General features: G+C 54.3%; 12 protein-coding genes. 5 read left to right on the top strand and 7 right to left on the bottom strand.

Translation table 11 applies throughout. The features are described 5' to 3' along the window. Window positions 1-132: 132 nt before the first annotated feature. Entirely contained in the window at window positions 133-1,365 is a 1,233-nt protein-coding gene (locus CFX1CAM_RS00845) for a trans-sulfuration enzyme family protein (RefSeq protein ID WP_087861190.1), read from the bottom strand. 238 nt (window positions 1,366-1,603) lie between these two features. On the opposite strand from CFX1CAM_RS00845, the gene CFX1CAM_RS00840 reads away from it, so the two are divergent. Then, window positions 1,604-2,290, top strand: a complete 687-nt coding sequence (locus CFX1CAM_RS00840) for a metal-dependent hydrolase (protein WP_087861189.1) — start codon at window positions 1,604-1,606, stop codon at window positions 2,288-2,290. Window positions 2,291-2,305: 15 nt separating this feature from the next. Continuing rightward, a complete protein-coding gene (locus CFX1CAM_RS00835) occupies window positions 2,306-2,917 on the top strand; it encodes a sulfite oxidase-like oxidoreductase (protein ID WP_087861188.1) in 612 nt (203 codons plus the stop codon). Here CFX1CAM_RS00835 and CFX1CAM_RS00830 read toward each other — a convergent pair whose 3' ends face one another. After that, on the bottom strand, window positions 2,918-3,724 hold the full coding sequence (locus CFX1CAM_RS00830) for a LysM peptidoglycan-binding domain-containing protein (RefSeq protein WP_087861187.1): 807 nt from the start codon (window positions 3,722-3,724) through the stop codon (window positions 2,918-2,920). 101 nt (window positions 3,725-3,825) lie between these two features. On the opposite strand from CFX1CAM_RS00830, the gene CFX1CAM_RS00825 reads away from it, so the two are divergent. Continuing rightward, the gene (locus CFX1CAM_RS00825) at window positions 3,826-4,644 is read left to right on the top strand and encodes a hypothetical protein (protein WP_087861186.1); all 819 of its coding nucleotides are present in this window, start codon (window positions 3,826-3,828) and stop codon (window positions 4,642-4,644) included. Window positions 4,645-4,648: 4 nt separating this feature from the next. On the opposite strand, the gene holB is transcribed toward CFX1CAM_RS00825, so the two are convergent. Then, window positions 4,649-5,737 (bottom strand): DNA polymerase III subunit delta', encoded by a 1,089-nt coding sequence (gene holB, locus CFX1CAM_RS00820; protein ID WP_157891626.1) that lies wholly within the window; start codon window positions 5,735-5,737, stop codon window positions 4,649-4,651. Window positions 5,738-5,852: 115 nt separating this feature from the next. Between holB and CFX1CAM_RS00815 the strand changes: the two genes are divergently transcribed. Together CFX1CAM_RS00815 and CFX1CAM_RS00810 are read left to right on the top strand one after the other, a co-directional pair. Beyond that, entirely contained in the window at window positions 5,853-7,007 is a 1,155-nt protein-coding gene (locus CFX1CAM_RS00815; protein ID WP_087861184.1) for an ATP-binding protein, read from the top strand. Between the two features lie 119 nt (window positions 7,008-7,126). Next, on the top strand, window positions 7,127-7,948 hold the full coding sequence (locus CFX1CAM_RS00810) for a vWA domain-containing protein (protein ID WP_087861183.1): 822 nt from the start codon (window positions 7,127-7,129) through the stop codon (window positions 7,946-7,948). 72 nt (window positions 7,949-8,020) lie between these two features. Here the strand turns inward: CFX1CAM_RS00810 and CFX1CAM_RS00805 are convergent, their stop codons facing one another. From CFX1CAM_RS00805 to CFX1CAM_RS00790, 4 genes are all read right to left on the bottom strand, one after another. Beyond that, window positions 8,021-8,269, bottom strand: coding sequence for a NifU family protein (locus CFX1CAM_RS00805; RefSeq protein ID WP_087861182.1), 249 nt, complete (start codon window positions 8,267-8,269; stop codon window positions 8,021-8,023). 1,284 nt (window positions 8,270-9,553) lie between these two features. After that, entirely contained in the window at window positions 9,554-10,981 is a 1,428-nt protein-coding gene (locus tag CFX1CAM_RS00800; RefSeq protein ID WP_087861181.1) for an MFS transporter, read from the bottom strand. A 129-nt stretch (window positions 10,982-11,110) separates the two neighbouring features. Then, window positions 11,111-11,617 (bottom strand): phosphoribosyltransferase, encoded by a 507-nt coding sequence (locus tag CFX1CAM_RS00795; protein WP_087861180.1) that lies wholly within the window; start codon window positions 11,615-11,617, stop codon window positions 11,111-11,113. Window positions 11,618-11,619: 2 nt separating this feature from the next. Next, window positions 11,620-12,513 carry a hypothetical protein gene (locus CFX1CAM_RS00790; RefSeq protein WP_157891625.1) on the bottom strand — a complete coding sequence of 298 codons (894 nt, stop codon included), beginning with the start codon at window positions 12,511-12,513 and terminating at the stop codon, window positions 11,620-11,622. Between the last annotated feature and the right edge of the window lie 69 nt (window positions 12,514-12,582).

Raw genomic sequence — 12,582 nt, 5'->3', positions numbered from 1 at the left:
CCAGGTTTCCCCATAAACCCGCGGTCAGTATTGATTGGGGCTTTCCTTTAAGTCATGCAGACTGAAGCTCAGCCCCAACTCAAGAGGTTGCCTTTTTAATCAACCCCCAGCGAATAATTTGCAGCCGCTCCCCTAAATCGCCTCCAGCAGATCGCGGACCAGGTCGGCTGGGTCCTCAATCCCCACTGAAAGGCGTACCAGCCCATCGCTGATCCCGGCGGCTAACCGCTCCTCGCGCGGGGTGTTGCGGTGAGTCATGCTGGCCGGGTGCTGGATGAGGGTATCAACATTGCCCAGGCTGACTGCCAGTGTGGCGATTTTTACCCGGTTCATCATGCGCTTTCCAGCCTCCAGTCCGCCCTTTAACTCGAAGGAGATCATGCCCCCGTATTCCATCATCTGTTTTTGCACCAGGGAATAATCCGGGTGGCTGGCGAGCCCGGGATAATAAACCCGTTCCACCTCGGGGTGATTTTCCAGCGCTTGCGCCACCTGCATGGCATTGCTGCATTGTCGTTCCATGCGCAGATCAAAAGTCTTTAAGCCGATATTCGCCAGCCAGGTATCCATGGGGCTCGGCGTGGGTCCCATCAGCTTGTAATTCGTAAGAAGCTCTCCTCGCAGCAAGTCCAGATCGGTGGTCAGTACCGCGCCGCCAATTAACTGACCATGCCCCGAAAGGAACTTGGTGGTGGAATGCACCACCAGGTCAGCACCCAGGGTCAAGGGACGCTGGCAGTAGGGTGTGGCGAAGGTGTTGTCCACTGCCACGCGTGCGCCATGCTGATGCGCCAGGTCTGCGACAGCCTCGATGTCTGTCAGACGCAAGCTGGGGTTAGCCGGCGTTTCGAGATAAGCCAGTTTTGCCTGCGGGTGCGTTTTAAAAGCCGTTTCCCAACCAGCGGGGGTGTTATCGGTCACCCAGAACACATCAATTCCGTATTTGGGCAGGATTTTCTTAAACAACTGATAAGTACCGTCGTATAAGGATACCTGGGTCAGCAGGCTATCCCCTGCCTGTACGCAAGCTAAAACTGCCGCTGTTGCTGCAGCCATCCCCGAGGCATACACCAATCCGCCGGCCAGGGTATGGGGGTCTGCATCCGGGTTGTGCTGGATCAGGTCCCAGGCTTCCAGCGCTGCCAGCTTTGTAGCCAATTGCTGATGATTGGGGTTGTTAAGGCGCGAATAATAATAGCCAGGTGCCTGACCTGCCGCAATGGCAGCGCCGGACTCTGTATCATTAAACACAAACACCGAATTTTGAAAGATTGGCGAGAGATGTGCGTTCTCGACATGATCCGCTTCGGTGTAGTGGGTCAATAACGTGGACAGTCCATAATATTTTCCGGGGTTCTGTTTCAATCGTATCTCCTTAGATTAATCGCGTTCAAAAATAACAGGATATATTTTACTGTCTTAATCGTCAACAGGGTTCTTTCAACGTGCTGGGATTTAAGCCTTTTTATCAGCCGATTAATTTCAGTGGATCGCACCCTCCAGCAATGCTTGCAGAACAATGAAGTCAGGATCGGGCTTTTAAAGCGGGGAGATGTCCTGTATAATTAACGAGAAGCGCCCTGCACAAAAAAAGGAGTAAACCATGGCTTTTAAACTAACCTACATCGGGCATGCCGCCCTGGCGCTGGAAACCGATGGCTTTCAGTTGCTGATCGACCCTTACCTCAGCGACAACCCGGCAACCAGCATGAACCCTGCAACTGTCGCTGCAGACTACATCCTGGTGACCCACGGTCATGGCGACCATCTCGGCGATGCCATCGAAATAGCCACACGCACTGGCGCAACGGTGATTGCCAATTTTGAAATTTGCAACTGGCTGCAGAAACAGGGCATCAAAGTCCATCCTCAGCACCTCGGCGGCGGGTTTCAGCATCCCTTTGGGTATCTCAAACTGACCCTGGCGCTGCACGGATCGGCACTGCCTGACGGCAGCTATGGCGGGAACCCGGCCGGGTTCTTACTAACCACCCACGCTGGCGAAAAGATCTACATGGCCGGAGACACCGGTTTATTCGGTGATATGCGCTTGATCGGCGAGGAAGGGGTGACCCTGGCCGTGATTCCCATCGGTGACAATTACACCATGGGTCCGGATGACGCGCTCCGGGCGGTGAAACTGCTCACACCGGAGTACGTGATCCCAATCCACTACAGCACCTGGGGATTAATCGCCCAGGACCCTCACGCGTGGGCAGAACGCGTTCACGCCGAAACCGATGCCCATGCCCGCGTGCTCGCCCCCGGTGAGCAATTCGTCTACCCCTGAGCTGCCGCCCATACCATGACCAGCAGCGCATCCGAAGCACAACGCCTGCCGCCGGGGCAAAAACTTACCGACGGGTTTCCCGCCCTGCATTATGGGCGCATCCCAACTTTCAATCCCGCCACCTGGGACTTTCGCATCTGGGGCGCTGTTGAAGCGCCCATCGTGTGGACCTGGGATCAAATTTTAGAGCTTCCACGGGTGAAAATTCGGCTGGACCTGCATTGCGTGACCACCTGGAGCAAATTGGATACAGAGTGGGAGGGCATCTCTCCGAAAGCCCTGGTAGAGCAGGGATTGATCAGGCTTACGCCTGGTGCCCGCTTTGTGATGCAACATGCCGATTTCGGTTATACAACCAACCTGCCGCTGGACGTGTTCCTGGGAGAAAACTTTTTACTGGCGACTCATTTCGCAGGGGAGCCCCTGACACCGGAACATGGCTACCCGCTGCGGGGGGTGATCGGCGCTATCCCCGACCGAAGGGATTTGAAAGATGTCTACCTGTGGAAGGGTGCCAAATGGCTGCGCGGGCTGGAATTCATGAAGGAAGACCGCCTGGGTTTTTGGGAGGCTAATGGCTATCACAATCAGGGGGATGTGTGGAAAGAACAGCGCCACTCAGGTTGATCAGGCTTTCATTTTTGCGCGCAGGAAGAAGTAGGCTAAACCCGCGCCGCCAGCCAGCAAAAATAGCCCCATTACCAGCAACAGGGGCGAGCGCTGCTGGCTCACCGGGACTTCTATCTCAGCCATCTGGGTACTGGGTTGCGCACCGAAATCCACCACGATGACATCGCCAGCGATCACCTCGATCGAGTAATTCATGCTGGTGGTCGGGTTATACCCATCCGGAATGCCCATACTCAGGTTATATTCCCCCTCCGGTACCTCGTCAAAACACACCGGGTTGACCAGGTCCGGGTTGCCGCCGACGGTTTCCAGGGTTCGGGAAAAGGTGCCAATGCGATTGTTGACGCTGACCACACCCCCGCCCAGGAAAAACTCGTTGATAGAACGCCTTTGATTGCCATCCAGATCCTCAAACAGAGCCACACAAATCTGGCCAAAGCCCTCAAAGGGCGTGCTTGTGGGCAAGCCGGGAACGGGCAGGGGCTGTATCTCCACAGGCGCGGGCGTGACCGGGTCAACCTGTGCCAGCAGCAACTGCATTCCCGGGTAGATCTCACAAGCCGCGGTCAGTGAATTTAAGATCACCAGGTCGTCAATTGTGACGCCGGTCAGTAAAAAAATGCGCGTACAATTATCGCCTTCCTGGACGGTATAGAAGATCTGTCCTTGAGCATTGGGCGTGGGGGTATGGTAAGCGGCTTGCGCCAGATCACGCGCCTGGGCACCCCGGGGCGCCAGGAGCAATCCCGATCCCAGGCTCACAAACAGGAATATTAACAGTAAAAACCAGGGTTTTTTAATCAATGTTATCTTTCCAGATAAAAATTATAACACCTGTGAGAATTAAAGCCAGAGTTCCCTGCGGTTGGTCAAAACCTGGTTAAGTTATATAATGATGATCTCAAATGCAAACAAAGAAACCAATTCTTCGGGCTATTTTTTTAATTTCTGGTGCCCTGTTGCTGGCGATCAGCTTCATCAGCCTGCCCGCTTGTAACCTGGTCCCACCTGAGCCCACCCTCACCCCCACCCAGACGGAAACACCAACCCAAACGGAAACCCCCACCCCGACCATTGATTGGTTTCCCAGAACAGCCACACCCACCCTGCCCGCCTTTTCCAGCCCCACGATACAGCCCCCCTTTGAAGATACACGCACAGGGATTTCAGATCTTCTGATAAGCGATGATTTTTCTGATGAAAGACTGTGGGAAACCCGGCAAAGCCCCGCCGGCAATATCGCCTTCGGCACACAGAACCTGACCCTGGCCATCGCCAGGGCGGAAACCAGCCTGACCAGCCGCAGTGAGCACAACCTGCCAGAGAATTTTTACCTGGAAATCACCGTTCAACCATCCCTGTGTGAACCCAAAGACCAGATTGGCGTGATTTTCTGGCAGCAATCGGAGGGCGATTTCTACCGTCTGCTGGTGGATTGCGCAGGGCAGGTACGCCTGGAGGTGATCCAGGAGGGGGTGACAACGGTTTTACAGAATTGGGTAACGGGTCCGGGAATCCAGCCTGGCGCACCATCTTCCAACCGGCTGGGGCTGTGGGTCTCCCGGGGGATGTTTCATCTGTACATTAATGACGCTTTTCAATTTGAGCAGCGAATTGCCAGCCATCGCCAAGGCAACCTGGGGGTGTATGCCAGGACGGTCAGCAGTTCCGCCATGACCGTCCGGTTTTCAGAACTGGAGATTTTCCGGGTGGATCCCAATTAACAGGTTAATCACCGTCCCCATCGTCCACAAAGGCGGTTTCATGCGAAACAGTCAGCCTGGGCAACTGAAGCATCAGGGTTTCCAGCAATAGCTGAAGATTGACGTTGGCATCCAGGTGTTGAAGCGCCTGTTCATGGGCAAGGATCAGCTCGCGGGCTTTTTTCGCAGGCACCTGCAACGCCACCTGGTCAATCTGGGTCAACAGGTCCAGGTTGACCGGGGGCAGTGATTCGCTGGAGGCTCGCAAAAAGACGTCGCGCCAAAATGAAAGCCAGATCGATAAAACCTCGCCGATTTTGTGGCGGGGTTTGTCCAGCGCCTGAAGAAAAGACCCGATGCGCTTAAAACGTTCATAACGCGGCGCGTCCAGCAATTGCAACAAAGTTTCCAGGTGTGCCCTGCGATTGACCAGCGTTGATGGGTCTTCAGTCAATCGGATGGCTGCACCAATCCGCCCGCCTGAAATATGCGCCAGCAAACGCGCCTGATCGTCATCCAGGCTGTGATGGGTTTGTAAATAGGCTCGAGTTTCATCAATCGCTGCCGGTCTCAAGCGGATCACCTCGCAGCGGGAGGTAATCGTGGGTAAAAGGCCCTCCGGCGTAAGCGCGGTCAGCAGTAAAATCACCCGTCCGGGGGGTTCTTCAAGGGTTTTAAGAAGCGCATTGGCTGCCTGTGTTGTGGCGCGCTGAAAGTCGGGCAGCAGGGCAATCCGGTAAGCGGCAGAATATGGCGACAGCGCCAGCGCTCGCTGCAGGGTGCGCACCTGGTCAATCAGGATGTCCTTATGGCCCTCTTCGGGTTGGAGCAGGCTTAAATCAGGGTGAGTCAGCGAGGCAAGCTGGCGGCAGGCGCGGCAGTCACCGCAATAATCGCCCGGCTCCGGCGGGTTGTCACAATTAATGGCTTGGGCAAAACGGATGGCCAGCGTTTGCCGTCCCACGCCCTCAGGCCCGGTGAACAGGTAAGCATGCCGCAATTTATTGCCAGAGACATGCTTTCTGAGCAGCTCTACCGCCCAATCATGACCGTGTATTTGCCAGTGCATGCCCTTATTGTAGCGCAAAACCGTCTTCAGGCGCAGATTTGCCAAAAATTCGCTCCGCATTGACCCATGATCGCTGTGGATTGTGCCTGAATGATGGTGATTTAACCTTAGAAGTGGTAAACTGTATGAGCAAATTGATAACGAACAGAAGTGTACAGAAATGCGAACGATTTATCCCTTTACAGCAATCGTGGGTCAGCAACGCATGAGCCGGGCATTGATATTAAATGCGATCGACACTCGCATCGGCGGTGTTTTGATCCGCGGCGAGCGCGGCACCGGAAAATCAACTGCGGCGCGAGCCTTGGCTGCCTTATTGCCCCCGGTTCAGGTGGTGCAGAACTGCCGGTTTGGATGTGACCCCCAAAAACCGATCAGCTGGTGCACAGAATGCCGGGAGCGTTTCGAAGCCGATGAAAACGGTTTGCCCGTTGAGACCCGGCAAACACCCTTCATCAACCTGCCGATCTCAGCCACGGAAGACCGGGTGGTGGGTACCCTGGATATCGAAAAAGCGATCCAAAAGGGTGAGCGCCACTTTGAACCCGGCGTTTTAGCGGCTGCCAATCGCGGCTTGCTGTACATTGACGAGGTCAACCTGCTGGACGACCATGTGGTGGACGTTTTGCTCGATTCAGCGGCGATGGGGATGAACATCGTCGAACGCGAAGGCATCTCCTTTGCTCACCCGGCGCGCTTTATCCTGGTGGGCACGATGAACCCCGAAGAAGGCGATTTGCGCCCGCAACTGCTGGACCGGTTTGCCCTCTCCGTTGAAATTCGCGGCATCCTCGATCCCCGACAGCGCGTGCAGATCATGGAGCGCAACCTGGCGTTTGAGGCTGACCCGGAAGCCTTCCGCCAGAAATGGCTCCCCAGGGAACAGGAGCTTTCAGAGAAAATCGCCAGAGCCAGGCAAATGCTGGACAAGGTGGGTTATACCAGCCGCGACTTGCTGGTCATCGCTGACCTGACAGCCAAAATGCAGGTTGACGGACACCGGGCGGACCTGGTGATCCTCAAAGCCTCGCGCGCCCATGCCGCATTTGAAGGTCGGGACGCCATCAACCCCTATGATATTGCCCTGGCTGCCGAGCTGGCGCTTCCGCACCGCGTTAAAGCCGGTCCCTTCAGGCATTCAGAGATGGGCATCACCCAATTACAGGAGCATATCGAAGAATTGGTGGGCTCTGCTTCTGAAGGCGCCCCTGTGGATCAGCAAGACCGGGGTGATGAATCCCAAACCAGTCAAAAAAAAAGCCTCTCTCCCCCCATCTCGAAATTAGCGAAGAACCCGTTGGATCCAAGCCCGTAGCGCCTGCCCGACAGGATATCTTCAGCGACAATACCGCCCACTGGTGGGAAGGTGGGAAATCGGTTAAACCCGGCGAGACCTTTGCGCCGCGCCGCCTGGACACCCCCCTGGATGAAATTATGCGCAAGCAGAGCGGGCGCCGCTCTCAGACTCAAACCGACCGCAAGCGCGGACGCTATATCCAGGCCCGCCCTGCCAACGGCAAAGCCGATGACCTGGCTTTTGACGCCACGCTGCGCGCCGCTGCCCCGTTTCAAAAAGCGCGTGAGGAGGGCAAAAATAATGAGGTGGCTTTTTCCGTTCGGCGGGAGGACTATCAACGCAAGGTGCGGGTTCGAAGGACGGCAAACCTGATTTTATTCCTGGTGGATGCCTCCTGGTCTATGGCTGTGGCGGAGCGCATGGCTGCCACCAAGGGCGCCATCCTCTCGCTGCTGACCGACGCCTACCAGCGCCGTGACCGGGTGGGGTTGATCGTGTTTCAGAAGGACCGCGCCACCCTGGTACTGCCGCCAACCAACTCGGTTTTGCTGGCACAACAAGCCCTGGCGGACATCCCTGTGGGCGGGAAAACGCCCCTGAGCGCCGGCTTACAAATGGCTTATGAGGTGCTAAAACGCGAGAAAATACTGCACCCCGATGTTTACCCTCTGCTGATTATCCTGACCGACGGCGCCGGCAACGTCGCGCTGGGCAGCGGCTCGCCGGAAAAAGAAGCCCATCTGCTGGCTGAACAAATTGCCAACGAAGACCTGCGCTCTGTGGTGATCAACATGGAGCACGAAGCTTTCGACCAGGGATTGGCGCATGCCCTGGCAGATCATCTCCAAGCCACCTGCTACACCCTGGATGAACTGCGCAGTGATACGCTCTACCGCACGGTGCAAAAAGAAATTCACTCCGGGGTTCCAGGCGCTCAGCCTGGAAAAGCCTCCAGGTGATCATCGGCGCGGTGAAACCTGCGCGATCATTCCCCTTTTTTTGCAGGCTTAGTTTTTTCCTTCAGTGAGCGCTCAGCAGCTTGTCGTTTCTTCGACCACGATGTCGGGGAAAAACTGGCGCAATGTGCCCGCCACCCAGCCCTGCAGCGTGGCTGGAGACAGGGGACAATCTTCACAGGCGCCGCCAAGGCGTACAAAAACCGTCCTGCCTTCGATGCGATCTAATTCAACTGAACCCCCGTGATAATGCTCAATATAGGCGCTGATCTGTTCGATCAGCCCGTTAACCTGTTCTTCAAAGGTGAAATCCTGTTCGGTCATAAACCCTGCTCCTGATAAGCTTTGTGCTTTCTCAAATCATAACATATAAGGCGATCAAGGTGCAATTGTTGCGTTTTGTCAGCTTATAGATGACGTGCGTGGGGTAATTATAGGAGAATTGTAGGGTAGGCGTCAAGCAGCGCGGTTTGTATTTCGCTATACTGAAGGCACAAGGGTTTTGAGAACATTTTTTTCTCCTCCAAATGAGAGCCAGGCGTGGCGGACCTGGCTCTCAGTATTTATCCCCAGCTTTTTAACACAATTCAGCGGGTTATCCACAGGTTTTCCACCATTGATTGAGTTTATCCACACAACGGTCCACACCTGTGCAGGGCAGCCAACCTGATGCCCCTGGCGGGAGAACTTCAGCGCCCCGAGAATGGCGATGGTGGCTGGTGGCTCATAGCTGAAGGGGATGGTGGCAGGGAGCAGGAAGCAGGGAAATAATTTTGTTACTTCGAGATTGTTGCGTTCCTCGCAATTATGTCACTGCGAGCTTGCGAAGCAGTCTCACATTTTCGAGATGAGATTGCTTCGTTCCTCGCAATGACAGGATTCGCAATATCAGATGCTGCAAGATTGCTTACCCTTCGCTGCGCTTGAGCACGCTTCGCAGTCGTTCCTCACGATTATGTCACTGAAAACTCGATTATGTCACTGCGAGCTTGTGAAGCAGTCTCATATTTTCGGGATGAGATTGCTTACCCTTCGCTGCGCTTGGGCACGCTACGCAGTCGTTCCTCGCTATTGTGTCACTGCGAGCTTGCGAAGCAGTCTCATATTTTCGAGATGAGATTGCTTCGTTCCTCGCAATGACAGGATTCGCAATATCAGATGCTGCAAGATTGCTTACCCTTCGCTGCGCTTGAGCACGCTGCGCAGTCGTTCCTCGCAATTATGTCACTGAGAACTCAATTATGTCACTGCGAGCTTGCGAAGCAGTCTCCTATTACAGGATGAGATTGCTTACCCTTCGCTGCGCTTGGGCACGCTACGCAGTCGTCCCTCGCAATGACAGATGCTGCTGGCGAGAGAGCTTCAGCGCCCGGAGAATGGCGATAGTGTAGGGTGGTTCATAGCTGAAAGGGGTTGCTGGCTGGTAGCTGGTAGTTAGTAGTGGGTAGTTGAAAGCTGAAAGCTCAAAGGTGAAAGGGGGTGGTAGCTGGTAGTTGGTAGCTCATGGCTAGAAGGTGAAACACTGTTAACTGGTGGTTATTATGCCTGATTCGCTTTTCACCGCTCCCGCTTCCTGCTTCCTGATTCCTGATTCCTGATTCCTATTCACTACTCACCATTCACCGTTTCCTTAATCCCAAACAACGCCAGGGTTGAAATCAGGAACAGCAGCCCGAAGATGCCCATCAGGGCGGTGAAGCCAATCCCATCTCCAATGGGACCGCCAATGTACGCGCCAATGGCGCCGGCACCCGCCCCGGCCAGGTTGTGAATGCCGAGGTAACGCCCAGCTTCTTGTTTGGGGACCAATCCCGTCCCCAGCGCCCAACTGGCGGAATAAAACAGTCCCGTCGCCAGGCCGATCAACCCGCCGCCGATGTACAGCATGGTACTGGAGGGTGAAACGATGATGATAATGGTGCCCAGCAAAGCCAGCGCGCCGGAAATCGCGCACACGGGTTTCTTGCCGATCTTATCGCTCAGCCAGCCCGCCGGAATGCTGGAGACAAAAATCGCCAGCCCGACAAACAGCATCAACTGCCCAAACATGCCCTCAATCGAAGCGCCCTGAAGGGAGGCAAAGCGTTCCTGAAGGTAAAAAACCGCAAACACGGAAAGGTTCGTGGTGCCGACCAGGAAGGACAGGCGATTAATCACCCACCAGGTGAAGGATTTATCCACCTGTGAGTTCTGCTTGCCCAGGCTGATGCGCACGCTGCCCCACACACCGAGCACCACCGCAAGGACCATGCCGAGCACAGCAATTGTTGCGGTTGCGATCAACGCTGATGTCTCTGCCAATCGCGCGGCCAGCCGGTTGACCGCGTTCACCAATGCGCCCGAGCCGAGGATGACAAGCGTAAAGGCGCCCGTCATGGCTGCCAGGCGCACGACAGGCTCCCAATTCATTTTTGAAACCGGTTGTTTAACCGGTTTTTCCGGCGCAAACATGGTCAGCGCGGCGCATGCCAGCACCACAGCGCTGAGGGTGATGAGCGCAGGCCAGTAATTTCCATTACCGACCTGTTTGGTGATCACAAAGGACACAAAAATCATCGGCGCCGGCAGCTCAAACACCGCCTTTACCCCGGAGAAGATGCCGTGCTTTTCCTCGGGAACGATATCCGGGATCAAGCCCTGCAAAGCGCCGTGCCCGGTATTGGCAGACAGCATCGACAGGATATAAGCAGCAAATAAAAGCCAGTAGCCCGTCATCCCTTCCATGGTGGCGGCAATTACACCGATGAGAACAAACACCAGCACTTCGGTTATTGCGCCAATCAAGATAAACGGCCGCCGCCGCCCGAAGCGAGACGTGCTGTGGTCAGAAATCATGCCGATCAGCGCCTGGATCAGCACCGCAGTCATCAGCCCCCACAGGCGAATATTCCCCAGGGCAGCGCCTTTAACGGATTCATCGACAAACTTGACCAAAATTAGCGGAACGATCAACGCCAGCGTCTGCGAGCGCGCGGTCAAAGCAAAATAATAGATATTGATGGTGATATAGTCATACCAGCGAATTTTTCGATCCATCAGACAACCTCCACATCAGAACAAAGCAACCCGGTGATTTTGTATATGAATTTTTCAATCAAGGCTTCAGCATTATGGCTGATTAAACGGCTCTGATTTCAATTTTTTACCAAAAGACCAGTCTTCCAGCTAAAGGTCACGCAGCATACTGTTGTTTAGATCGCGATCAATTTCCCAGGGATAAACAATAAAGGCATCCGTGGTGGCAGCATAGAAATCGGGCCGATTGGTGCCAAACAGGTTGCGGTAAGGGTTGAAATGCAATACACAGGTGTAAGGGAAACCGCCGGCAGCAGACACCCGATTTTTTACCGAGGTGATCGTGCGACCGGACCCCCAAACATCATCTACAATCAGGATGCGTTCGCCAACCAGCAGTTCGTCTTCTGGAAACATCAGGAATTTTGGCCAAGCCAGTAAACGTGAGCGGCGCAATTCCTCAAGTTCGAGGGGGAAATCCACCGATGCGATATAAATTTTTTGAACATCCATCGCCTCTGCCAGCAATCCGCCCGGGATAATACCTCCTCGAGAGATGAGGATCATCGCCTGAAAGGTGATCGTAAATTGGGGCACCAGGTGATCAATCAATTGATCAACATCATTCCAGGTATACAATTCCTTTCTTTGCGGCATGATTATTTTTCCTTCGGGTTTGGCCTTCTCGTTTTCATCACCTGGCTTAAAATCTCTGGCGGTGGGCTGTGGCTAGGATCACCCATCATACGAGCATTTTCCACACTCAAAATCCATTGATAGAGCGTGGTGTAATAACAGGCTCGATTAAAACTGCTAAAGCTCGTCCCCAATAAGGTTAGAACGCCGGCGATCAAAGTTCCAACTGCAACCGCAATTAATCGGCTAAGAAGCCGGGCTGTTTTAAAATCAGCGATCTTTAACCCAACCCATAAGCCAACTCCTGCGCCCAGCAGGATAAACAAGCCCTGCACCACCGTCGACAGCGGACGAACGGCAACCAGGTCATGGCGAAAACGGATTAAGCGATTCGCGACCAGTTGTTTGATGCGGTCAATCGCTTCCCTCAATCTGAAGGATTCCAGGGTCATTATCGGCAGCATCAGGTATGCGGCTGACAGCCAGTCTGATTTTTCTACGTGTTGGGGACGGAAAGCCTGGTTAAACAGACGAATAATCCAAAAGCCCGGCTGGAGAAAGACCCATAAGAGGACCTCGTACCAGCGAGCATAGTCCTGTTTCCCTTGCGAAGAACCCGGTAATCCCTGATCCATCCAGGTCAAATCGTCAAAGATCAGGCAAGTCTCTAATGCGGTGATCTCTCCCCAGGCCAGTAAACAAAATAAAAGCAAGCTGATCAACACGCCAATCAACACCAATCCAAGCGGTCGGGTGCCGAAAAACGCAACTACGATCAACAACGCAACCAACCACAGGATGATCAGTGCCATCCCGCCCATCCATAGGTGGAAAAGTGGACTTCGCAGCCGACGATGTTTCAGCGTCAGTGCAAAACAAGCATTAATGAAACGAAATGCATACTTCAGATGCTGCACAAGCATGCTCCTGAAAAGGACTCATAAAATCAATTCTATTATAACGTGAGGTCGCCAATGCTGTCACCT

It is taken from the genome of Brevefilum fermentans (genome assembly GCF_900184705.1).
Classification (GTDB): Bacteria; Chloroflexota; Anaerolineae; order Anaerolineales; family Anaerolineaceae; genus Brevifilum; species Brevifilum fermentans.
Note: the sequence above shows the minus strand (reverse complement) of the source record. Positions and strands in the feature narration are given on the sequence as shown.